The sequence below is a fragment of the Idiomarina sp. UBA3176 genome (assembly GCF_002364295.1).
Classification (GTDB): domain Bacteria; phylum Pseudomonadota; class Gammaproteobacteria; order Enterobacterales; family Alteromonadaceae; genus Idiomarina; species Idiomarina loihiensis.
Map to the genome: position 1 here is coordinate 17571 of NZ_DEXU01000009.1, position 24449 is coordinate 42019.

Consider the following 24449-nt stretch of genomic DNA (forward strand, 5'->3'; position numbering starts at 1 on the left):
ATGTTGTACTCAGCTGTATTAAGAAAACTCACTTACACGGGGCTGCCTTTATTGGCGGCCTCTTTCGTTGTTCACTCCGCAGACGTAGACGAAACCGTTGTTGTTACAGCGACACAAAGCGAGACGCCCTGGTTGACTACTGCGGCCAGTATCGACCGCGTGAGCGTGGAAAACACCTTACCTTCTATGAAGATTGATGCTGGCGATGCCTTAGCCGGGGTGGCGGGCATTCAGGCTGACAACCGTTACAACTACGCACAGGATACACGCCTGGTGGTTCGGGGCTTTGGCTCGCGTGCGGCCTTTGGAGTAAGGGGTTTGCAGTTAAATGTCGACGGCATTCCGTTATCTATGCCCGACGGACAGGCACAAACTTCGAGCATTTTTCTCGACAGCATTGATTCGCTGGAAGTATTGCGCGGTCCATTAGCAACGCTGTACGGTAACTCCGGCGGTGGTGTGGTTGAATGGTTCAGCCGCAAGCCAACAGAAACCGCGTTGGAATGGGGTGGACAGTTCAGCGAAAATGACACTCAGCGGTACAATGTTAATGCCCAGTGGGCAACCAACACCAATCAGCTGCAAATTTTAGCCTCAGATTTTCAGACCGACGGCCCGCGCAGGCATAACTCAGCCGAGCGCCAACAGCAGGCGATACGCTGGTATCATCAGTGGGACGAGCAGAACCGCTTTGTTATTCGTTACGACAATAACGATGCGCCATTATTGCAAGACCCCAGCGCACTAACGCCCGAAGACTGGCGCGAAGACCCAACTCAGACAGTACAACGGGCAATTGATTTCAACACGCGGAAAGATATTCACCACCGTCAGGGGTCTTTTAGCTGGTTTCATGAGAGCAACAATGGTGAGGGGTTACTCTCGCTGTGGCAGGGTGACCGCGATATAGAGCAGTTTCTGCCTTTTGCCGGTGACGACACAACAAGCTCGGGCGCCGTCATTGATGTCTCTCGTCAATTTGAAGGTGCTCATGCGCGCTGGCGTCAACGCGGAGTTAACTGGTCAGCAACCCTGGGAGCGCAATTAGAGCGCCAGCAGGATCATCGCTTTGGTTATGTGAATGACAGCGGTGAAAAAGGTGATTTGCGCCGCAACGAATTTAACTGGATTGAAAATGCATCAGCTTATCTACGTTTTCAGTGGCAGTTATCGGAAGAGCTTTCAGCAACCGGCGGAGTTCGTTACAGCGACATCAATTATGAAGTAGAAGACTACTTTACCGATCTGGATAACTCCGATGACAGCGGCAGCAGCGACTTTAGTGAGACCACCGCAGCTGTTTCATTTACCTGGCAGTTTCTGCCTACCTCGGCGACTTATCTGAGCATCGGGCAGGGATTTGAAACACCGACACTGACTGAGCTGGCATACCGTAACCAGGGCTCGGGCCTGAACCGCGAACTGGGTCCGTCCACGAATGATCAATGGGAATGGGGTATCAAACACCAACTACCACAAGACTGGCGACTGCATTTCGCGTTCTTCGGTATTAAAAGCGAGGACGAAATACTGGTGGATCAGTCAAACGACGGTCGCACAACCTACCGCAACGCGTCGGAAACCTCGCGCGAAGGTGCTGAACTCAGTATTAACGGCGCACTGACCCAGCAGTTAGATTTACTACTGTCATACAGCTATATAGACGCGACTTTTGATAATGGTCCGTTACAGGGAAATCAGTTGCCCGGCGTAGCAAAAAGTCAGGGCTATCTGCGTCTTAACTGGCAACCCACAGAGCAGTGGCTAGTTCAGTTAGCCGGCCAGTACCGTAACGAGACACCGGTTAATGATGCAAATGATACCTTTGCCCCGTCTTACACGACCTGGGATATTGCTGTAAGCCGCGATTGGCAATGGGCTAAGAGCGAGCTGGATGTGTGGGTACGGGTTGATAACATTACCGACAAAGACTACGTAGGAGCTGTTGTGGTTAATCAGGGCAGTGGACGTTCATTTGAGCCCGCCGTAGGCCGGCAGGCAAGCGTCGGCATTAGCTGGCGCCGACGCTTTTAAGCCAATTACAGGCTGGCTCTTAACACATCGAGCAGGCGCTGTGCCGTCTGCTCAGATGAACCGGGATTCTGACCGGTAATTAACATACCGTCCTGAACGGCATATGCCTGCCAGTCATCCACCTTACGATAATGGCCGCCTTTGGCGGTCAACTCGTCTTCCAGCAAGAACGGAACTACATTGGTCAGTTCTACTGCAGCTTCTTCGCTGTTACTAAAGCCAGTTACCGTGCGTCCCTGAACAATCGGGTCACCACTTGGCGATTTAGCATTTAACAACACGGCTGGGGCATGACAGACCGCAGCAACGGGTTTACCCTGACTCCAGAAATGCTCAATCAACTTAATTGAATGCTCGTTATTGGTTAAATCCCACAATGGTCCGTGACCACCCGGATAGAAAATTGCGTCGAAACCTTCCGGATCAACTTCATCAAGCTTACAGGTCGTTTCTAATTTGTGCTGAGCCGTCTCATCTTTATCAAAGCGTTCTGTTGCTTCGGTTTGTGCATCTGGTGTGGTGCTGTTTGGATCAATCGGTGGCTTGCCACCCTTAGGCGATGCCAGAGTCACGTCCACACCGGAATCCGTAAAAACATAGTACGGAGCAGCAAACTCTTCTACCCAGAAACCCGTTTTATGGTCTGTGTCACCAAGCTTATCGTGTGAGGTTAATACCATTAATACTTTCACTTAGTACTCCTGTTAAATGATTCAAAAACTTAGTATAGACTACGTGCCTAAACGCGCGTTTGATCACTCGCCATGCTGTTCCAGCCAACGGTATAGAGTGCGCCTTGTGACTCCGAGAATTTCTGCCGCTTTAGATTTATTCCCTTCGGCATGCGTCAATACCTTACGAATGTACTGATTCTGATATTCATCCAGAGTCGGCCACTCGGTGCCATAATCCACGTCGGGTTCATGCTCACTATCCAAAATTCTTTGCGGTAAATCTTCAACCGCTATTTTATCGTCTCTGGAGAAAGTAAAGGCACGTTCAATAGCATTCTGTAATTCACGTACGTTGCCCGGAAAGCGATAGCAATAAAGCTGCTCCAGTGCAGCCGGAGAAATGCTGCGAACCGGTTTATCACTGTTTTTCTGCAGCTGCTGTAGGAAAAAATTAGCTAAACGCTCAATATCTTCTCCCCGTTCCCGCAGCGGTGGTACTCGTAAACTAAAGGTTTCCAGACGGTAAAATAAATCCTGCCGGAAGCGCCCGTCTTCTACCTGTTGCTCTAAGTTCTGGTGGGTTGCAGCCAGGATCCGGACATTCACCGTTTCTTCTTCGTCGCTGCCCACGGCGCGAATCGTGCCTTCCTGCAATACACGTAGCAGTTTAGCCTGCAGCGCCATTGGCATTTCACCAATTTCGTCCAGCAACAAAGTACCGCCGTCGGCCTGCTTAAGCAGACCCTGACGCTTTTTCTGAGCACCGGTAAATGCGCCAGCTGTGTGACCAAAGAATTCGCTTTCCATTAACTCGGCTGGAATGCCCGCACAGTTCACCGCCTGGAAGCTCTGCTCAGCGCGGTCACTTAACTGATGCAGTGCCTTTGCCACCAACTCTTTACCCGTACCGCTTTCACCGGTAATTAAGACGCTGCCGTCTGCCGGAGCTATGCGCTCTATCTGGTCATACAGTTTACGCATTGACGGGCTTTGGCCGACTAAGCCCCCGGGGCCCTTTTGTTGCTGACGATACCGTTTAAGCTCACGCTGCAGTGACCGATGTTCTAATATCCGTTTTACGCTAAGCAATAGGTGTTCAACATCCAGCGGCTTGGTTAGAAAGTCATCGGCCCCTTGTTTTAAGGCATCAACCGCCTGATCAACCGTACCAAATGCGGTAATCAATAACAGCGCAGGGGAGTTATCTTCATTTTTTAAACTTTCCAGTAAAGACAAGCCTGACAACCCCGGTAAGCGAATATCGCTGATAACCAAATCCAATGGCGTTACCGATTTTTTAAAGGCTTCAATACTTCCCCACGCGGTGACTTTATAGCCCTCGGCCTCCAGCTCTTCAACCAGCAACTCCTGCAGAGCCGGATCATCCTCAATAACGCCTATCATGGCTTTTGCTGCGGTCATTCACTACCTCCTTTAATAACGGCTTGCCGAAGGCATTGCGCAGGTAAACTCAAGGTAACCCGACAGCCACCATTGGGGTTGTTTGTTAAAGACAACTCTCCGTTATGGTCATTCAATACGTGTTTCACTATGGTTAAACCAAGCCCGGTGCCTTTTCCCTGAGGTTTATTAGTTTCAAAAGGCTGCAAAGCTTTATCTTTCATAGACTCGGGCAACCCCTCACCGTCGTCATCAACGGTGATAATGACACCTTCACCGGCGTACTCAGCTGCCACCACAACTTCCGATTCAGCGGCCTGCAAACCATTGCGAAGAACATTAACCAAGGCCAGTTCCAGTCGCTTGATATCCACTTTCAGAATAACATCGACAAGCTCCTTAATTACCACTTTGGCCGACCCCTTATCCTGCTCAAACTCTATGCTGGTCATGGCTGTTGCTATCAGCTCACGTAAAGAAATGGTTTCGCGCTGCTGTACCGGCGTACGGGAGAAAGCCAACAGCTGGTTTACCAGCCCGGTTAACCGCTGCACCTGGCCTCTTACCGCTTTTAGCTGGCGCTGACTGTCTTCGTCTTTATGGTTGCGTAATAAGCGGCTGGCGCGGCCGTCAATAACGGTAAGCGGAGCACCTAGCTCGTGCGCAACACCACTGGCGACACTCCCAATAGCCGCCATTTTTTCCTGTTCTCGCAAAGCTTGCTGCAGAGAGGCCTCGTGCTCTCGGCGCTGCTCCAGCTCTTGTTCAGCCTCGGTGATACTATCAAGCATACGGTTGAAACCCTGCGCAACCTCCTGCAATTCTGACGGGCCAGCAGGTGTAACCCGCGTACTGCGGTTCCCTTCAGCGACCCGCAACATGGCGTCCTTAAGTGCCACCACATGCCGACCGACACCGCGATAATGACCAAAAACCAGTACCGCAATAGTAATTAAACCGAACGCCGCCCAGCTCAGCCATGCGTATTGGCTTAAAGTTTCAAAAGACTCATCAAAGTCACTCGCCCGCCGGTTTATCTGTAATAAACCAATAATGCGACCACCGCGATCAACAATAGGCAGGAATTGAGAGAAGACATCGCGGCCTTCCACCCGACGATAATCGTCTTGCTTTATTCCAGTCTGAACGGTTTGTAGCGCTAACTGACTGTTGCTTAAGTCGGTTTCAGTAATGCCCGCTTCCGCTACCTGCTGGCCATACACGTTATAAACCGACGCACCATAAACCCGACCAATATTGAACACCGAATCCAGATTCGCCTGTACTGTAGACAAGTCGTTATTCAACAAGGCGTCGCTTATAGGCAAGCTAATGGCTCGCCCCAGAAGTTCTAAGTCACTTTTTAGCCGCTCATTAGACTCATCAGAGGCAACCTGTAACCCAACGCTTATTGCTACACCGGAAATCAATAACATTGGCATAACGACATAAACCAGAAGCCGCCTTTGCAGACTGGATAGTGGCCAACTGTATCTTTTTGTCACACGACCTCCTTTAATTGTGTACTAAGGATACACATTTTTTGGTTGGTTTTCTCGGCGCAAACTTCGCAAGAACAAAAAGTTATAAAAATCAGACAATTGAAAAGTTGGCACAGTCTTCGCTTTAGTTAGAGCGTAAGTAAAACTGATAAATTCATCTAGGAGATTATCATGCAAAAGACAATTATCGCATTAGCAACAGTATTCGCACTGGGTAGCACAGCAGCAGTAGCTCAGGAACAACAAGCTCAGGAGTCTATGGCGCAACAGCAGCAAACTCAGGAAATTTCTGAAGGCATGCTGGTTAAGTTTGTAACCGCTATGGAAGATGTTCAGGGCGTTACTGAAAAATACCGCGACCAGTTCCAGCAAGCTGAAAATCAGGAAGAAGCGCGTGAGATTCAACAATCTGCACAGGAAGAAATGATTGCAGCAGTTGAAAACGCAGGTCTGACTCCGCAAGAGTACAACATGATTATTCAGCAGGCGCAAAACGACGAAGAACTTCGTGGCCGCTTAGAAAAGCTGACTGGTGACGAAAACTCTTAATCGATTTACTCGATTGTAGTTTAAGAAGGCAGCCTTTTGGCTGCCTTTTTTGATCATCTCTCCTATGCTTTACGTAGGCCTAACTAGAAGAATATTCTTTAACGCAAGGAGAAAGCGAAGTGAAAGCATCCGATTTATTCGTAAAAGCACTTGAAAACGAGGGTGTGAAGTACATTTTCGGCATTCCCGGCGAAGAAAACCTGGACTTACTTGAGTCGCTCTCAAAATCCAGCATTGAGCTAATTTTAACCCGCCACGAACAGGGCGCAGGTTTCATGGCCGCCACTTATGGTCGCCTGACCGGCAAACCCGGGGTGTGCCTTTCCACCTTAGGCCCGGGGGCAACCAACTTGGTTACACCGGTGGCCTACGCGCAACTCGGCGCTATGCCTATGGTTGTCATTACTGGACAAAAACCCATAAAGGAACGTCATCAGGGTCAATTCCAGATCATTGATGTGGTCGACATGATGACTCCCATTACCAAATACACTCAGGCGATTATTAGCGCCAGCAGTATTCCGGCGCACATCCGTGAGGCTTTTCGTCGCGCTGAAGATGAACGCCCCGGCGCTTCTCACCTGGAGCTCTCGGATGATATCAGTCGCGAAGAGGTCAGCAGCCTTCCGATAGAAGCCAGTCATTCGCGCCGCCCCATTACCGAGCATAAATCGGTCCGCCACGTGCTGGAATTACTGCGCGAAGCAAAACACCCGGTACTGTTGATAGGGGCTGCGGCCAATCGGAAAATTACAGCAAAAATGCTGCGCGCATTTGTCGATAAAACCGGTATTCCTTTTATTACCACGCAAATGGGTAAGGGCGTTATTAACGAAGACCACCCACGCTGGCTCGGTAATGCGGCGGTTTCCGACGGCGATTACCCGCACCGCGCCATCGAAAAATCTGACCTGATTCTTAATGTCGGTCACGACGTGGTGGAAAAGCCGCCCTTTATGATGAAAACCGGCGACAACGACAATCGTAAAGTGGTACACATTAACTTTCAGGGTGCCCAGGTTGATTCGGTTTACTTTCCTCATGCCAGCATGATCGGCGATATTGGTAACAGTATCTGGCAGTTAAAAGAAGGGATTGAGCCGCAAAGTCACTGGGATTTCGACTTTATGCTGAAAGTTCGCGATCACATGCGCGACCATACCGATGAAGGCGCTCATGACGGAAGCTTTCCGGTGTTACCCCAGCGTCTGGTAGAAGATGTGCGTGAAGCTATGCCAGATGACGGTGTCATTGCACTGGATAACGGCATCTACAAAATTTGGTTTGCACGTAATTACCCGGCTCGTCAGCCAAATACGGTACTACTGGATAATGCCCTTGCCTCAATGGGTGCAGGCTTACCATCGGCCATGGCCGCGAAGCTGGTTAATCCGGAAAAGAAAGTCATGGCAATATGCGGTGACGGCGGTTTTATGATGAACTCTCAGGAGCTTGAAACTGCTGTGCGCATGGGGCTGGATATCGTTGTCGTTATCTTAAATGACAGCGGCTATGGCATGATCAAGTGGAAACAGCAGCATATGAAACTGAGCGACTACGGCTTAGATTTCAATAACCCGGATTTTGTGAAATATGCAGAGTCTTACGGCGCTAACGGTTACCGTTTAGATAAAACGGAAAATTTGATACCGCTGTTAAAAGACTGCCTGAACAAACCCGGCGTACACCTTATTGATGTACCCGTGAACTATTCACAAAATGACCGACTGCTGAACGAGGAAATCCCCGAACGCAGCCGCGCCATTAAAGATATTTAAGAACGGTTCGGATCAGTATCCGCGAAATAAGGGTAGTCGTTTAACTTATCGACAAAGGCCTGAAGTCGCGGATACTTATCTAAGTTAAAACGCTCACGGAAAAGCCCCCAGCTAAGGAAACAACCTAAACGTAGCTCTCCGTCACTAAAGGGATGAGGCCCTTCATAAGCCACCGCATGCTCTTTATCTTCCATCAGTTGCAGTATGTCATCAATACGCTGCTGTTGGCGTTTAACATACTTAACACTGTCAGCTGTTACGCCTTCTCTCTCCAGCAAAAACACGTTAATTGCCGAGTCCATCGCCGTATTGACCAGACAGTACTGATCAAAATCTTTTACATCGGCAATGAAGCGCTCATCCGCCTTGTCCCGCACGTATTTGAGAATGCTGGTAGAGTCGTGCAGGCGCAAATCATTGTGGTGAAGAAAGGGAACCTTTTTCGCCGGACTTAATTTGGCACTGGTTTCAAAATCCGTTTCGGTAAATGAAAACTTTGTCTTAGTTTCAAGTAAAGCAATACGGCAATGTCTTACGAACGGCGAGGTATAACTTCCGAACAATTCCATGATCTTCTCCTGTTAATGGTCTCGACAAGCTTCGTCAGGGTATTCCAGTTCAATGGTGGTATGAGCTAATTCAAACGCTGCCAGCTGCTGTGATATTTGCTGCTTTAAAAGTGCGCGCTCTGAACATTCCAGTTCTTTTGATACCACAATATGCGCGGTTAATACATGACGCTCGCCATCCAACGACCAAAAATGCAAATGATGGGCGTCATCAACCAGTTCCAGCGAGGTCAATTGTTCACGTATTTTCCGGTACACTTCGGGGTCTGGTGAGGCCTGAACAAAGAGCTTAACGGTAGAACCCAAGTGACGAAGAACGTTAACCAGAATGAACAAAGTGAAGCCAATGGAAAGCAGAGGGTCAAGAATAGGCCAGTCGACAAAGATTAAGATAATCGACACGATTAAAACAGCAACCCAGCCCAGAACGTCCTCTAGTAAGTGCCAGTTAAGTACGCGTTCGTTTAACGATTTACCATGCGACAATTTAAACGCCGCATAACCATTCACAATAACGCCGAATACCGCCAGTAACGCCATACCCTCCGCCATTGGCATTACCGGGTTCCATAAACGGGGAATGGCTTCAAATAAAATCCAGATTGAGCCTGCAGTCAGTACAACCGCGTTAATAAAAGCGCCAACCAGAGATAAGCGTTGATAGCCATAGGTAAAGGTCTGCGTGGCATCTTTACGACTGAATTTATCCAGCAACCAGGCCATACCAATAGAAATGCTGTCGCCGAGATCGTGCACCGCGTCAGCTAAAATGGCCGTACTATTGGTTAATATCCCACCGATAAATTCAATAACGGTAAAGCACAGATTAAGGAAAAACGCCCAACCAATTCGCTCCGATGAACTCTCGTGGTGATGATGGTGATGGTGCATAAAGCTCCTTATTACCAATGTCGGTATTCATTCATCTTAATACTAAGCGAACCAGAATTCGACATTAGAAACCGATTGTTATAATATAACATTACGTTTTTAATTGAGTTGTGTTGCCCCCATGAAATACCAAGCAGTTACTCTAAGTTTACTCTCTATCATGAGTACGGGCTCGTTCGCGCAAGAACAGGAGTCTTTCGAACACATTGAAGTCAATTATCGTCAGGCTTACCGCGGAGATGTTCCTGTTTCAGAAATTCCTCAGGCAATTACTACGCTGGACCGCAGCCTGGTGGATGATATTAATATCTCCCGTTTTCGCGATGTTTTGCTGTTTTCTCCGTCAATTGCTTTGCAAAACGACGGCGGTAACTTATGGGACAGCTACTCCATGCGCGGGTTTCCGGGCAACGAAAATGTACCTACTGGTTATTTAGTTAATGGTTTCTCCAGTGGTCGCGGATTCGGCGGGCATCGGGACGTTTCCAATATTGAGTACGTAGAAGTTCTGAAAGGCCCGGGCTCTGCACTGTATGGCCGCTCGGACCCGGGAGGGGTGATTAACGTGGTTACCCGCAAACCGCAGTACGCTCCAGAAGGATACTTAAAAACCTCGCTTGGCAGCGATGACCGCTATCGTATTGAAGGTGACTACACTGGCGGTATTAGCGATAGCGTATCCGCGCGGATAAACGGTGCGATACAGGATGATGACAGTTTCCGGGATCATGTCAGCAGCAAGAAAAAGGTTGTTAACCCGTCTCTGCGCTGGCAACTGGGTAAAGACACCTCCATACTTTATGCCTTTGAATTCATGCAGCAGGAGCAGCTGTTTGACCGTGGCATAGTGGTTTTAGATAACAATATTAGAACCGTGCCAAGAGACCGCTTTCTGGGCGAACCAAGTGATGAACCTACTGAAATCATTTCACAAGGCCACCAGTTAACCTTTGAGCACTACCTGCTAAATGACTGGTTTTTAACCGGTGGTATTAATGCCAGAAGCACAAAGTTAGACGGCTACTCGTCGGATGCCGAACTTTCCGGCTCGCGCCAAAAATTATTTGAAGACGGTCGCACTCTAACCCGTCAGCACCGTCGTCGTGACTACGATTCCGATGATTTATCATTAAGACTCGAATTAAGCGGTAACGCAGAGTTGTTCGGCATGACCCATCACTTACTGATGGGAACCGACGCATACCGTTATGACTTATACACTTTATTAGACCGTGTCCGTCCGGAGCCAGGTACTTACGAGCTGGATATTTTTAACCCTCAGTATGGTGCAGCTAAACCGGAACTTCATACCCAGTACATTAACGACGAGAATCAAAAAGGTTTTGGTTTGTACCTGCAGGATCAGCTTGAACTTAATGACCAGTGGCATCTACTAATGGGCTTAAGACTGGATCAGTACACGCAAGAAACCTTAGAACTGGTATCAGGTACGGAATCTGAACAGGATGAAAGCCGAGTGAGCCCGCGCGTGGCACTGAGCTACCTGCCAACGGATAACTTAACCCTTTATGCCAGTTATTCAGAAGGCTTTGTTCCTATTAGCGGCACCGACTTCGAAGGTCAGGGGTTTAAGCCAGAAGAGAGCGACTCAGTAGAGCTGGGCATGAAATATTCCGCTAACGGCTTTCGGTTAAACGCTGCTGTTTTCGATGCCACCAAAACCAACATTCTTACGGATGACCCGGTTCACCCAGGCTACCCGGCCACGCTGGGCGCTGCAACCAGCAGAGGGTTTGAAATAGATGGGGGCATGTCGCTGGGCAGTTACACCGATTTACGGGTTGCCTACAGCTACATAGACAGTGAAACAAAAAATGATATTACCGTTTACGACTGGGGCGTCAATGTCCCTGCCGGTAGTGACCTGGTAAATATTCCTCAGAATACCTTTAACGCCATGGTTAAACACGATCTCAGGCACTGGCAAATTAATGCTGATATAGGGCTTACCGCACGATATGTGGATGACCGTTTAGGCGCTACGGTCGATCAGTCGTATCGTCTGCCCAGTTATCAGGTGTTTGATCTGTTCTATACACACCGGTTAACCGACAACACTGAATTACAGATAAACGTTGATAACCTTTTTGACGAGTATTACATGTCGAACGCCTACTCTGCGCTTTGGACAACACCAGGAGCCCCAAGACAGTTTTCAGTGAGCCTGACTTATGAATTCTAAAAATATTACGCAAAGAATTAACAGTATTGATGCGTTGCGTGGGCTGGTCATTATATTGATGTTGCTGGACCACGTACGGGAACGTTTTTTTTATAACCACCCGGTTGCAGACCCTATGATACTGGAAACTACGGAGCCGGGCTTATTCTGGAGCCGTTTTGCCGCACATTTTTGTGCGCCCATATTTGTGTTTCTAACCGGCCTTTCAGCCTGGTTGTATCAGCAAAAGCATGACGGTTCGCCCAGCGTCGCCCGTGAGTTTTTATGGAAGCGCGGACTGTTCCTGGTGATATTGGAACTTACGGTCATCAACTTTTCATGGTTTGGCGCCTACGAAACACTGTACCTGCAAGTAATATGGGTTATTGGTCTGTGCATGCTCATTCTGGGTGCCTGCGTTAATTTACCGTACCGGCTTCTGTTTGTGTTGGGTCTGCTTATTGTTGCCGGGCACAATGCACTGGACTTTATTCAACTGAACCCGGGTGAGTGGGGCTATACAGCCTGGACCATTCTTCATGACCGCGGCTATATTTTACAGTCCGACGCATTATCAATACGAGCCAGCTACCCGTTACTGCCGTGGATAGGCGTTATTTTGCTGGGTTATGCGGCCGGACCTTTGTATTCCAAATCCTTCTCATCTGAGCGCAGAGCCTGTTGGTTATTAGGGCTAACGACGTTTTGCCTCGCCGGCTTTCTGTTGCTGCGTGGTTTTAATATCTACGGCGAGACACAGGCCTGGTCTCAGCAAGAGAGTTTAGCCGCCACCGCGCGGGCTATATTCAATGTGACCAAGTACCCGCCATCGCTGAATTTTCTGCAAATAACCTTTGCCGGCATGTTTGCCATGCTTTACCTAATGGAGCGCTTACAAGGAAAGTGGACGGAAGTTCTGACCGCTTTCGGTGGCGCACCCATGTTTTTCTACATAGTCCACCTTTACATTTTATTGCTGCTTTATACTCTGGCTACCGCAGTTTTAGGGGCGCCGGAGGAAGGCTTTATGAGTCTGCCCAACATTTATTGGGTGTGGTTAACCACCATTGTACTGGCCGCCTTACTGTATAAGCCAACGCAAGTGTTTAACCGATACAAACGTCGCAGCAATAAAGCCTGGGTGAAATATTTATGATGGTTAAGGAGAAAGGAATGAGTGACCGCCTCGGTATGTTTTTCTCTGGCCTGTGTTTTGTCCATTGTCTGGCAACGCCAATACTGCTTATTTTTCTGGGGACAAACTCGTTAGCGAGTGTTCTGGAAACGCCTTTGTTCCACCGGCTATTATTGCTGCCGGTGTTAACCATGGCGATATTTCAGGGGTATTATGCCTGGAAAAACCCGCAGGCGAAGCTCAGTCGGGTACTACTGCCGCTTGGTTGTTTAGCGGTCGTTATCGCCCAGTTTTTTCATGGCCCAATTGAAATCTTACTCACTATTATTGGCTCGCTTACCTTAATTAGTGGTCACTTTTTTCATTTAAAGCACGAGCACTGCGCCGGTCAGGACTAACCGGCGCTACTTGTAAGATAAAAGCCCATTCCTCCTAATAACCAAAGGACACTGATACCGCACAGTCCATTCATGACCTTGTCGCTCAACGAAGAAGAGTCGCCATGGTCATGATGATGATGGTGGTGTTCGTGTTCTTTTTGCTTCTGCCGCCAAAGCACAACCATAACCACGCTCAGCAATAAGAAAATAAGGTTCAGAACAAAACCATAGTCCAGCTTAAAGTGCTGTTGTTCTGCCGGAGAGGACCACTGCGACGCATCCGGCAGTAGATCGAACGCCAGTAAACCATAATGCATAGCTAAAGACGCCGCGACCAGGCAGGTAAAGAGCATTAAAGCGATGTACATAGCCATTTTCCAGCCATAATACCGCGCATTAATTTTGAGCACCGGCAGTACAATTAAGTCGGAAAAAATAAACGCCATAACCCCTGCAAAGGCCACACCTTCACCAAACAAAACGGCCGCTAATGGAATGTTGCCCATAGAACCAATAAAGGTGAAAAATGCAGCCACCGGACCCACTACCGCTTGTTGAAGTAACGACCAGAAACCCGGGTCACCCTCTGTACCCACACCAATAAACAACCATTCAAAAAACGCACTAGGCACAAAGGCTGAAATAACGCCGGCAACGGTAAAACCAATGAGTACGTCTTGCCAGACCATTTGCCATTCCATTACGTACTTTTGGCCAACTTTCTGCCAGGTATCCTTACTGAAAAGATCCGATAATGTGCTCTCGTGTTGATGTTCGTCGTCCTCTTCGTCTTCTTTTCGCGCATTCTTAATTAGGTTTTTAGGGTTGGTTAGCGTAATAAAGAGCCAGACGAATAGAATTAGCAACAACCCGCCAACGTATTCACCAACTACAAACTGCCAACCAAGGAAAATAGAAATAACAAAACCCAGTTCAATAACCAGATTCGTGGAGGCCAGCATAAACGCCATTGAAGCACTGAACGCAGCCCCTTTGTTAAACAAAGCCCGGGTGGTTGATAGCGCAGCAAAACTGCAGGAACTGGAGATAAAGCCAAAGAAAGTACCCAGCGACACAGACTTAAGATCATTGCCGCCCATAGCCTTGCGCATTCGCCGCTTAGTGATAAGCACTTGGATTAAGCTACTGATTAAATAACCTAATACAAACGCCCACAGCGCCATCCAGAAAAAACCCAGGCTGGTATAGGCCGACTCACCCCATAGCGATAGAAAATTCTCCATGCTGGCTCCTTGGTCTGGTTAAATTATTTTAGAATTCAGCAGATTAAAATAAAAATATGACTACATTCAAAATAGTAGCTTACGTTAAGCCTGTCCAAAATTGATCAAAACGCCTTGTTCCGTGACAGTCTCGTGACGTTTTCTTAAAAGAGCACTTTTGAGCCGCTTTCGTGTAGCCCCTTTTCATTTCCAGTTAAGCTGAGCTTTTAATAAGAGTCTTTGAGTGTTCTTTATAGAAGCGCTGGCGGAAAAACCAGGCGGAACATACCATCAACACGCTACCCAGAAGAGCCGTAAAGTAAGCGCTCTCTAATAGAAAGTTTAGCCAACTTAGCTTTATTTCAAAGAAGTTACGGTACAGCAGTATACCGACGGTTCCCGCATAACCCATAGCATCCGCGATATAAATAAGAAATCCGGCATTAGCTTTGTCGTTTATCATCGATAACATGCGATCGAAAATAAGACAGTTAAAAGGAACATAAGCCAGATAAATCCCAATAGTTAGCGCTATCATCCATGATGAACCTGAAATTCCACCGCTTTGATAGAATAAGCTGCTAACACCTAAGAGAAGAAATCCCCCAATAACCATCAGATGGTTAACCATAAATGCCCGAAAATTGTTTTTAATCCACATTATCGAGCTTAGCAAAAGTAGAACAGTCAATGACGTATACAGCGCAACGGAAGAAAATATTGCGGGTCTGTCGCCATACCCTAGTTCTATCCATATTTCTGCTGCAAAATTGTCACTGAAGTCGCGCATAGCGGTCAGTAATATATAACTGACGACCATGCAGCCCAAACCTATCGAGTATTTCCGCACTAATTGGATCCTATCTTCGGATGTCATTGGCTCCCTTTTATGGCGTTCCTCTTTATCCTGGTGTGTCGGCGGGGGAATCCTGGAAAGAAAATATACGGAAATGAATAACGGGATAGTAAAAATAGCGCCCGTGGCAGCCGGCATCCAGTATTCGCTGACTTGTAAGTCCAGCATCAGGTATTTACCGACGGTTTTTACGACACCAGAAGACACAATGAAACTAATAGATAAAATAGCACCCAAGACTTCCGTGGTTCTTCTTCCCTCTAAGTAACTGAAGACCAGGCCCCAGATTATGCCTAACGGTAAACCGTTAAAGAATAGCGCGACTAGCTTCCAGTTCCCCGGCGCAACGGCAAAAGCCATAAGTGAGCACTGTGCTGCCATTACCAACGTGAGAATGGCAACACTGCGATAATTTGCCGTCATTTCCGATACGACTTTAATACCGACAAACTTGGATAGGGCGTAACCTAATACCTGCGCAATAATTAATGCACTTTTGAAATCGATCCCTGCAACGAACTGAGCCTGTTCGTAGCTTGCCACGGCAAAAGGCTTCCGGAACGCATACATACAAAAATAGGTCGAGAAAGCGGCACTTGAGGCGTAGAGAATAAACCAGAAGGTGTTACTGCGCTTTGTATTCTTAGTGAGAGAAACCATAAGTGCCATTCCTACCATTGTGAGAACGGCCAATATTACGCGCAGAATATGAAGAATTTATGTTACTACCCGACGCTAACCTGATAGCGGGTTAACGGCTACAAATAACCTCCACTTGGGCATTATCGAGTGCAGATTTCAACGGGTCTTCGGGCGGTTTATCACAAACTATCGTATCAATTTGGTCAAAATCGGCCAGATGAACGGAACCAGCCCCACTAAACTTTGAAGAATCGGTCAGTACGACTTTTCGGCGAGCTCTATCAAGAAGTGAACGCTTAAAATTAGCCTCATCAATACTGAAATCAAGTAGCCCTATGTCGGAATGAATACCACCGATAGACAGAAATAGCAGATCGGGTGTGAACTGCCGAGCCTGAATAATAGCTTCCCGCCCGAAAGCGGCCCGGTAATCTGGATCAATTTGTCCACCAGTAAATGCTAACCGCCAATCATCGCGACCAATGACTTCATTTGCTACATCCAGCGAATTTGTCACTACCAGTAACTTCTTAGGTTTGGTCAACATTCTTGAAAACCAGTAACTGGTTGAACCACAGTCAATAAAAACCGTCATCCCATCTTCGACTAATTCGGTAGCTTTCTCTCCAACTTCTTTTTTAGCCGCAGCATTCAAACTTACGCGCCCTTGGTATGGGGGCTCTAGAGTTGAAGTGGAAAGACGAACTCCACCATGCACTTTAACCACTCTGCCGGTAGTTTCTAACTGCCGTATATCACGTCGTATGGTTTCTTCTGACACCTCAAAACGCTGTGAAAGATCGACAACAGACATTGATCTATGAAGCCTAATCAACTCCAACATAGTGATTAAACGCTCAGACATATTCACATCCATCCCCACACGTTTATTGGTTGCGCGCATGTAATTCAATGAGTTAACAAGTTGCTACTTTAGAGCAGAAGTAAATCTTAATCCACTTCCAACATTAAAAACCACATAAACTCACATTATTAATAATTAATACAACAAAATATCACACCACTGTCACATTTTAATTCTATATTGGCCTCGCTCAAAATCATAGCTGGAGGTGAAAGGTCATTTTGGTCCTATTACTTCCACGTTTAGCATACCTGGGGAGATACACATGAACGGCTACAAACGATTTGCACTTTCACCATTAATACTGGCAATAGCCTCAGCATCAGCGATAGCTGATCAGGATAAAGAAGAAACGAGTAAAAAAGACGAACAAATGGAAGAAATCATTGTTGTAGGTAAGAGACAGACTTTCGCCTCAAACACGGTTTCAATGGATATGATTTCACGTCGTCCAGCCAATGCTTCAGTAAACACTGTTGTACAGGAATTACCCGGAGTTATTGTACAGGAAGCTGATACCTTCGGTTCATCTGACTGGATGACTAACATCCGAATGCGAGGCTTTAATACCAATAACGGGCAAATTGGTACAACGCTTGATGGCTTACCAAACGGCGGCTCAAACTACGGCGGCGGTAGTAAAGCGAATAGATTTATTGACGTGCTCGATCTTGAAACCGTGGAAGTCAGTCAGGGAACGGCGGATATCAGCTCGAGATCAAATGAGGCATTAGGTGGAACACTGAATTTCATTACTTCCGATCCATTAATGGAAGAAAACTTAAGCTTACTCTATATGGCAGGCGACCAGGACGCGAGTAAGTACCGTTTCCGTTACGACTCAGGTGAAATTAGTCCAGATACCTACTTCTATCTCAGTGGCTCATCTTCGCAAAATAAGGACGTTTGGGATAATGAAGCTATCACGGAGAAAGATTATCTTACGGGTAAAATCACAACCATTATTGATGGGTTTCATATTACAGGCTTCGCTACCTACAATTCGGCTAATGAAAACGAATATGAATATGTTTCTTTAGAAGATTATTATGAAAACCCTCGTCACGACGGATTACACATGAACTGGACCGGAATTCCTGGTCTTGATGAAAACTATCGCGATGGCTGGCGTGCACTGCGTGATAATTCATTTTATAGTTTTCAGGTCGAAAAAGACTTTGGCAACTTTTCATTCAATACCGCCGTTTATTATCACAGAATGAAAGGCCGTGGTGACTGGATCCCTCCCTACATTACCGATGTCGATGGAGATGGAAACCTGGATAACGAACGCTCCGGTAACACAATTTATGGCGATTACGAGGGTGACGATATCTTTTTCGTTAACGCCGGTACAAATGTACCAGGTACATTGATTGACTCTTGCACTGGTCAATATGGTTTAGACGCTGAAAAAGATCCCAATTGTTATGATGGCAATGTCGAAGGGGTTGGCTCATATCGTACGTCAAATTATGCCAATCATCGTTATGGCATAACGGGGGATGTTTCCTACGACTTTGAAACTGGCAACATACAACATACCTTACGCAGCGGGTTTTGGTATGAAAACTACGATGCCGATGTAACGCGCTCATGGCATTTAGTTGAGAACTCGGCAATTAGCCCGGAATTCAATGAAACCCCTTACTGGATTCAATATAAAACCGAAGCAAACACTAAAGAACTCATGTACTACGCTCAGGAAAAAGCGGTTTTAGGCCCGCTGAGCGCAAGTCTCGGCGTAAAACAATATCAGGTCGATACTACGGTTGATCACTTCTATAACGATGACAGAACGGGTCAATTAGACTCCACTTCAGATCCGTTACTCTACGCAGGGTTAACCTATACAACACCGGTTAATGGTTTAGAGTTATTTGCCGGCTACTCTGAAAACTATAAATCCATTGTTCCTGGTATCATTGATTCCGGTTTATCTAATTCAGAACTGGGTGGCATTGATCCTGAAACGGCGGAGAACATTGAGTTAGGCTTCCGTTATATCAACAATGGCTTTAACGCAGCGGTTACCTTATACGACATTAAATTCGATAACCGAATTGTACAATTGGATACTAGTGTATTGGATGGTATCGATTACAAAGAAGAAGTCGACGGCAGCTATGTGAACGTTGGTGGTCAGAAGAGTCGCGGCGCTGAACTGCTCACCTCATATCAAGTTACCAGCGGCCTGAGAGTTTCTGGGTCTTATACCTATAATGATGCTGAGTACCTTAGTACAGGTGATACCGGTCTTGACCAAGACGCAGAAATTCGGGCTGGGAACCAAGTATACGGCGGACCAAAAACTTTCTTCACCATCGCAGCTGATTATGTCGGTAGCAACATAACGAGTGGAATCTCTCTGCGCCATATTGGGGATAGATTTATCAACTTTGAGAACTCAGCCACCGCGCCTGGGTATGAAGTGGTAGATGCCTACATTGGTACTGATATTCAGGGTGTTTCCTCCAGCATATCGGCTCTTCGCCTGCGTTTGAATGTGAATAACCTGCTCGACGATGAGTATATATCGGCTGTTGGCAGTAACAGTGTTTATCCCGGTTCACCAAGAACGGTGACTTTCTCTGTTAGTGCTGATTTTTAACCAGATGTTAGGTAAGAGGCATTAGATTTCGAAATCTAATGCCTCTTCAAGGAGTTACTTCTATGGTCGATATTAGTCGCCGTCGGTTTCTTTTAGGGGCAGGAGCTGCCAGCGTAATGGCTTCTTTTCCCGCAATATCAAGAGCTTTGGCTATTCCTGCTGCGGTACGTACTGGCACGATAAAAGATATTGAGCACGTGGTTATTCTGATGCAGGAAAATCGGTCTTTTGATCATTACTTCGGTACCTTGTCAGGAGCACGAGGTTTTTCCGACCCTTATCCTGCACCAGCTAAATCGTTTGACCAAATCAAAGACCGTACGATATTCACGCAATTAAACCAAACTGAAATAGGCCCTAAATTTGTCACCCCATTTGCGTTAAATACACGCCAAACATTCGAACATATGCGTGTAGAAGGCACGCCTCATTCCTGGCCAGATGCGCAAGCGGCTTGGGATAACGGGCACATGGATCGTTGGCCAGAAGCAAAAAATCTGCACTCAATGGGTTACTTTGAGCGCGCGGATATGCCATTTCAGTACGCCTTAGCCGATGCCTTTACACTATGCGATGCTTACCATTGTTCTATGCATGCGGGAACCAACTCCAACCGTTTGTTCCTCTGGTCCGGAACCAACGACGGGCAGGCCCAATTTGGTGGGCCGAGTATTGGTAACTCACATGACCGTTTACCTGAAGATGGTGGTGCAGCCATTCCATACACCTGGACAACCTACGTGGAAAGGTTGCAGGAAGCAGGTGTAAATTGGCGTATTTATCAGGATATGTCGGATAATTTTACGGACAATCCGCTTGTCGGGTTTGCTGCGTTTCAAAACTCAGTAGCAGGTAAGCCAGGTTCAAATCCAGAGCTCGCAAAACGAGGGTTAACGACTCAGGCTTTAGACCAGCTGCGAGAAGATATTATGGAAAATAAGTTGCCTTCTGTATCTTATATTATAGCAACAGCGGAAGGTTCCGAGCATCCTGGACCATCTAGCCCGGCACAAGGGGCTGCATATACCTCAGAGGTATTAGACGCTCTAACGGCGAATCCTGAGGTTTGGGCAAAAACAGCATTGTTTATCATGTTTGATGAAAACGACGGATTTTTCGATCACGTACCGCCACCAGCACCGCCTTCAGAAGATCCAGCATCACCCGGCGGATATGCAGGCCATTCTCAGGTGTCTACCCGAGGGGAGTATCATACTCATCGATCCGAAGCGGATGAGTCGTTGGAAGTACAAGACTACATGGGAAGACCCTACGGATTGGGACCACGCGTTCCAGCCTACGTAATTTCTCCCTGGAGTCGGGGCGGCTACATTAACTCGGAAGTTCTCGATCATACTTCGGTTATTCGTTTTCTGGAACAACGTTTCGGTGTTTTAGAACCCAACATTAGCCCCTGGCGACGGGCTGTTTGTGGTGATTTCACAAATGCTTTTGACTTCGTAAATCCAAACAGGGACTTGCCGTTAGCTTTTCCTGACCCCACAGCTGACGCAAAAAGGGCAGCGGCACTGCCAAAAAGAACAACGCCTAAACTTCCGATTCAACAGTCGATGCCTGCCCAGGAACCGGGTATGCGTCCACACCGGCCTAGCCTCTATAAGCTGGATTTAGAGTGGGATGAGCTGCCGGAAACCAATACATTGAAGCTGACCTTCATTAATAAAGGCAAGCACGCTGCTGTATTCCATGTTTACAACCGACTGAATCTGGACTCAATTCCGCACCGATATACTATCGAAGCCAAAAATAAAACGAGCAGAGAGTGGACGCTAATTGAAGATGCTTATGACTTGCAAGTCATGGGGCCAGAAGGTTTTCATCGTCGCTTAGCAGGAAAACATTCTGAAATACAACCCGGAAGAGATATTAGCTTTATCAGTGACGGCAAGTACTGCGGCCTATTGGCTCGTAGTGACGGCTTTACCTACTATCTTGGACAAGACGTTGATACGAAAAAAAGGCTGCCTCAAGGACAGGTCGTTCATATACCGACGGACAGTAATCAACGCTACGATGTCTCAGTGACGAGCACCTCATCTGATTCTTTTCTTAGACAATTTGCCGGCCGCCTGAATCGTTAAGGTGTACTTAAGGACGTACTTTAATAATGACAAAACCAAAGCTTACTGTATTTGACCTTGATGGCACCCTGGTTGATTCAGATAGTGCGCAGGACTGGATGTACTTTTTACGAAAAAACTCTTGGCCTTACAGCAAAGAAGCGACTGAGATTTGCAGCGAAATCATGCAGGATTACAGTAGCGGACGAATGAATATGAAGGATTATATGCAGGCATGGGTTTTACCCATAAAAGGTAAACGGGTTACTGAAATCAGAACTCTGGCTGCCGAATTTGCTGAACACTATATTAAGCCTCGCATTTATACAGAAGGTATGCGTAAAGTCAGGGAGCATCAGAAAGCAGGAGACATTCTTCTGGTTATTTCTGCCAGCCCCACCATTATAGTAGAGCCCATTGCTGCTCTTTTTGGTATTCAGTATGTTATTGGAATCGATATTGAGGTCTCTAGCAATAAGTTCACACAAAACCTAATAGAGCCATTTAGCTTTGGAGAAGGAAAAGTTGCTCTTTTAAAGCAGTGGCAAAAACAGCACGACTTAGAAGACTTACCGTTAGGCTGCATATATAGTGACTCAATTAACGACGTACCATTACTGGATTACGCGCTTAACAGCCATGTTATAAATGGTAACGAACAAATGCGCTCAATTGCGAAAGAAAACGACTGGCATACTCACGAGTGGAGCATATAAGCTCAAAGGTCAGTTCGTTTTCTTGTTTTAATGAAACTGACCTTTGCTTTAAAATTCTATTCGCTGCAGCTCAGAACATTTTCCCCATCCAGGTTAAAACCCTCTTTCCATAAAGCGGATATTCCAACGTCAAGGAAGTAAGAGCAGGCATTACTTTCAAACTCCTGCTGGCTGATTTCACCCTCTGAGCCGTCTTCATAATATTCCTGCACAAACACCGCTTTGTTATTTTTCAGGAAAGTGTCCTCGTAACTCACGCATTCATTTCCGTAGGCATAACACTGTTCGTTTACGGCAAAATCAAAGTCATTAACCAGTTCATTCAGTTGGTCTACATCATTCTTTAAACCAATGCTTAACCCTCGCGAGTGTGCGGCATTGGCTAACCATTTATTGTAATTTAGCTGATCATCGTAAGTGATAATGCCTTTTGTCTCGTCAGTGTTTATATAGCCGTCGACATTGTCGGGTTCAACCGCATCACAACCTGCAGATTGAGCTAAGTCCAGACGCGCTTCCATAATGGGTTTGATGTTTTCATTCAGGACAGCCTCATTGTTTATGTCCAGCCATACTTCACCCGGCCAGTCCGCCATTTCACCGTTGGCAATAACCGCGTCTTCCGAAAATTCAGTCGCATCGGGCCGCCAGTCTTCACGGGTTCCGGCACTAAAATAACAAATAACCCGTTTACCGTTGTCCTTTAATGAACTGATAATACTGTCGTCACCACCCTCGGCACCTTCAAATAAGTCGATATCGAACGCCTCCGGAATGTGTCAACCTCATTTGAACCAGCAGTGTAAAAGTTAAATTGTTTTTTCTATGAACCTTGGCAGCGTCGGGAAGTTTACTCCGGACTCTGCAACATCATCATTATCGTCTTCAGTTACCGGGTTGATTTCGACCGTTGCCGGTGGAGACTGAACACGCGGACGTTTTCTAAACCGCTCCGGGTGCTGATTAAACGCGTTGTCCAACGCTTGTTGTCGTGTTTCAGCCAGTGTTTTCCATTCGCCGGTAAAGACCTGCTCGGGTGTGTAACCGGCTAGATTGCTGTGGTAATGGCTTTCGTTATACCAACGAAAGTAATCGCGACACCAGTCAAGTGCGTGGCCGTAACCCTTAAATCGGCGTGGGTAGTCAGGCTGATATTTCAGCGTCTTAAACTGCGCTTCGCTCATCGGGTTATCATTACTGACGCGGGGCCGGCTGTGACTGGCGGTTATCGTTAAGTCGGATAACACATCCAGATAGCAGTGAGCGGTCATCGGCATACCGCGATCCTGGTGTACGGTCAGGCTGTTCTGCTCAATGCCGTAACGTTCGGCGGCCTGTTCAATCAGCTGTTGTGCTAATTTGCTGTTTTCTTTGCGTGATAACATCCAGGCGACGACATAACGACTGAATAAGTCCATCACGACATATAACGAGAGGTATTCGCCGCGCTTTTCGGTCGCTAATTTCGTAATGTCCCAGGTCCAGACTTCGTTGGAACATGTTGCTTTCAGTCGCGGTACGGTATGAGTCTGAGGCGGTCGCTGTTTCCGGCGCTCGCCGCTTAGTTTGTTGACGCGTAAAATACGATGCATGGTGCTAATCGAGCATAAATAAACACCTTGCTCCAGCAACGAATGATAAACCTGCACCGGTGGCTGATTACAATACGCTTCACTGCTTAGTTGTTGTTCTACTTCGCTGCGCTCAGCGGTCGATAAAGCACTCGGTTGCGCCGCCTGTTGGCGCGACGACCGACGAGGCATTGGCGGGCCGCAAAACGCCGCTCTGCGACGATGTCGACGTACCGTATTACGATTGAGTGCCAGTATGTCACAAGCCGTTCGCTCAGGAATGTGTTTAAACGCATTGTTTTGGAGCAACATTATGAGTTGCTCCCGGTGTCCGTTTGATCGATCAACGCAAAGGCTTTTTTTTGGAGATCAAGACAACTGTCTTTCAGCCGCAACTGCTCCTGCAGGCGCTGATTTTCTTTTTCCAGCTTCTCAATGCGCTTTTGCTCTGGTGTTTGGCTGGATTGAGGGCCGGGTTGTGATTTCGATAAACCCGCGACACCCTGTTCACTAAACTCACGACGCCACTGCGCTAATTGGTTAGAATACAGATTTTCACGACGTAATAACTGACCGAGCTCGCCGTGTTGACAGGCATCGGCCTTTCTCAGAATATCGAGTTTATACTCAACACTGAACGTACGCCGTGTGCGCTTTTCATGCTCGGGTGCTGGCGTGATTTCGGGGCTGATAGTGCTAACAGGTTTTGGCATTTGGCTCTCCTAGTCCGCCCTGAAATCTATGTTATCGTAAAAACCTCTGGTTCAACACCATGCTGACACGCAGGGC

20 protein-coding genes are annotated in these 24449 nt (G+C 47.1%); 9 read left to right on the top strand and 11 right to left on the bottom strand.

Annotated elements, in window-relative coordinates:
• Positions 1-2034: a TonB-dependent receptor family protein gene (locus B2U97_RS04355; RefSeq protein ID WP_286830269.1), complete on the top strand. Its 2034-nt coding sequence runs from the start codon at positions 1-3 to the stop codon at positions 2032-2034.
• 5 nt (positions 2035-2039) lie between these two features.
• Here B2U97_RS04355 and B2U97_RS04360 read toward each other — a convergent pair whose 3' ends face one another.
• The 3 genes from B2U97_RS04360 to B2U97_RS04370 all read right to left on the bottom strand — a co-directional run bounded on the left by B2U97_RS04360 (position 2040) and on the right by B2U97_RS04370 (position 5614).
• Positions 2040-2726, bottom strand: coding sequence for a type 1 glutamine amidotransferase domain-containing protein (locus B2U97_RS04360; RefSeq protein ID WP_011235804.1), 687 nt, complete (start codon positions 2724-2726; stop codon positions 2040-2042).
• Between the two features lie 63 nt (positions 2727-2789).
• Positions 2790-4130: a sigma-54-dependent transcriptional regulator gene (locus tag B2U97_RS04365; RefSeq protein WP_153849311.1), complete on the bottom strand. Its 1341-nt coding sequence runs from the start codon at positions 4128-4130 to the stop codon at positions 2790-2792.
• The gene (locus B2U97_RS04370; protein WP_286825215.1) at positions 4127-5614 is read right to left on the bottom strand and encodes a sensor histidine kinase; all 1488 of its coding nucleotides are present in this window, start codon (positions 5612-5614) and stop codon (positions 4127-4129) included. Before B2U97_RS04370 ends, B2U97_RS04365 begins: the two co-directional genes overlap by 4 nt.
• A gap of 168 nt (positions 5615-5782) precedes the next feature.
• Here B2U97_RS04370 and B2U97_RS04375 point away from each other — a divergent pair, with 168 nt between their 5' ends.
• Entirely contained in the window at positions 5783-6160 is a 378-nt protein-coding gene (locus tag B2U97_RS04375) for a DUF4168 domain-containing protein (RefSeq protein ID WP_286825220.1), read from the top strand.
• 119 nt (positions 6161-6279) lie between these two features.
• Positions 6280-7938 carry an acetolactate synthase large subunit gene (locus tag B2U97_RS04380; protein ID WP_255801549.1) on the top strand — a complete coding sequence of 553 codons (1659 nt, stop codon included), beginning with the start codon at positions 6280-6282 and terminating at the stop codon, positions 7936-7938.
• Here B2U97_RS04380 and B2U97_RS04385 read toward each other — a convergent pair.
• Positions 7935-8507, bottom strand: a complete 573-nt coding sequence (locus tag B2U97_RS04385; RefSeq protein ID WP_286825222.1) for a glutathione S-transferase family protein — start codon at positions 8505-8507, stop codon at positions 7935-7937. The genes B2U97_RS04380 and B2U97_RS04385 overlap by 4 nt on opposite strands.
• Before the next feature lie 12 nt (positions 8508-8519).
• Positions 8520-9398 (bottom strand): cation diffusion facilitator family transporter, encoded by an 879-nt coding sequence (locus B2U97_RS04390; protein ID WP_034819486.1) that lies wholly within the window; start codon positions 9396-9398, stop codon positions 8520-8522.
• 121 nt (positions 9399-9519) lie between these two features.
• Between B2U97_RS04390 and B2U97_RS04395 the strand changes: the two genes are divergently transcribed.
• The 3 genes from B2U97_RS04395 to B2U97_RS04405 are packed head-to-tail and all read left to right on the top strand — an operon-like array spanning position 9520 to position 13113.
• Positions 9520-11601 carry a TonB-dependent siderophore receptor gene (locus tag B2U97_RS04395; RefSeq protein ID WP_286830271.1) on the top strand — a complete coding sequence of 694 codons (2082 nt, stop codon included), beginning with the start codon at positions 9520-9522 and terminating at the stop codon, positions 11599-11601.
• Positions 11591-12736 carry a DUF1624 domain-containing protein gene (locus B2U97_RS04400; RefSeq protein WP_286825237.1) on the top strand — a complete coding sequence of 382 codons (1146 nt, stop codon included), beginning with the start codon at positions 11591-11593 and terminating at the stop codon, positions 12734-12736. The genes B2U97_RS04395 and B2U97_RS04400 overlap by 11 nt, the downstream gene beginning before the upstream one ends.
• Positions 12737-12753: 17 nt before the next feature.
• The gene (locus B2U97_RS04405) at positions 12754-13113 is read left to right on the top strand and encodes a MerC domain-containing protein (protein ID WP_273025260.1); all 360 of its coding nucleotides are present in this window, start codon (positions 12754-12756) and stop codon (positions 13111-13113) included.
• Here B2U97_RS04405 and B2U97_RS04410 read toward each other — a convergent pair.
• The 3 genes from B2U97_RS04410 to B2U97_RS04420 all read right to left on the bottom strand — a co-directional run bounded on the left by B2U97_RS04410 (position 13110) and on the right by B2U97_RS04420 (position 16720).
• Positions 13110-14339 carry a permease gene (locus B2U97_RS04410; RefSeq protein WP_286825239.1) on the bottom strand — a complete coding sequence of 410 codons (1230 nt, stop codon included), beginning with the start codon at positions 14337-14339 and terminating at the stop codon, positions 13110-13112. The genes B2U97_RS04405 and B2U97_RS04410 overlap by 4 nt on opposite strands.
• 193 nt (positions 14340-14532) lie before the next feature.
• On the bottom strand, positions 14533-15834 hold the full coding sequence (locus B2U97_RS04415) for a DUF5690 family protein (RefSeq protein WP_011235815.1): 1302 nt from the start codon (positions 15832-15834) through the stop codon (positions 14533-14535).
• 91 nt (positions 15835-15925) lie between these two features.
• On the bottom strand, positions 15926-16720 hold the full coding sequence (locus B2U97_RS04420) for a DeoR/GlpR family DNA-binding transcription regulator (protein ID WP_050731329.1): 795 nt from the start codon (positions 16718-16720) through the stop codon (positions 15926-15928).
• Between the two features lie 226 nt (positions 16721-16946).
• On the opposite strand from B2U97_RS04420, the gene B2U97_RS04425 reads away from it, so the two are divergent.
• The 3 genes from B2U97_RS04425 (at position 16947) to B2U97_RS04435 (ending at position 22089) form a co-directional block, all read left to right on the top strand.
• Positions 16947-19292, top strand: coding sequence for a TonB-dependent receptor (locus B2U97_RS04425; protein ID WP_286825241.1), 2346 nt, complete (start codon positions 16947-16949; stop codon positions 19290-19292).
• A gap of 62 nt (positions 19293-19354) precedes the next feature.
• Complete coding sequence (locus tag B2U97_RS04430) at positions 19355-21394, top strand: phosphocholine-specific phospholipase C (RefSeq protein ID WP_011235818.1); 2040 nt, start codon at positions 19355-19357, stop codon at positions 21392-21394.
• 26 nt (positions 21395-21420) lie between these two features.
• A complete protein-coding gene (locus B2U97_RS04435; protein ID WP_011235819.1) occupies positions 21421-22089 on the top strand; it encodes an HAD family hydrolase in 669 nt (222 codons plus the stop codon).
• A gap of 56 nt (positions 22090-22145) precedes the next feature.
• Here the strand turns inward: B2U97_RS04435 and B2U97_RS04440 are convergent, their stop codons facing one another.
• The 3 genes from B2U97_RS04440 to B2U97_RS04450 are packed head-to-tail and all read right to left on the bottom strand — an operon-like array spanning position 22146 to position 24373.
• On the bottom strand, positions 22146-22865 hold the full coding sequence (locus tag B2U97_RS04440) for an endo alpha-1,4 polygalactosaminidase (RefSeq protein ID WP_348664175.1): 720 nt from the start codon (positions 22863-22865) through the stop codon (positions 22146-22148).
• A 33-nt stretch (positions 22866-22898) separates the two neighbouring features.
• Complete coding sequence (locus tag B2U97_RS04445) at positions 22899-23972, bottom strand: IS3 family transposase (RefSeq protein WP_051018816.1); 1074 nt, start codon at positions 23970-23972, stop codon at positions 22899-22901.
• Positions 23972-24373, bottom strand: a complete 402-nt coding sequence (locus tag B2U97_RS04450) for a transposase (RefSeq protein ID WP_034823199.1) — start codon at positions 24371-24373, stop codon at positions 23972-23974. The genes B2U97_RS04445 and B2U97_RS04450 overlap by 1 nt, the downstream gene beginning before the upstream one ends.
• Positions 24374-24449: the final 76 nt, after the last annotated feature.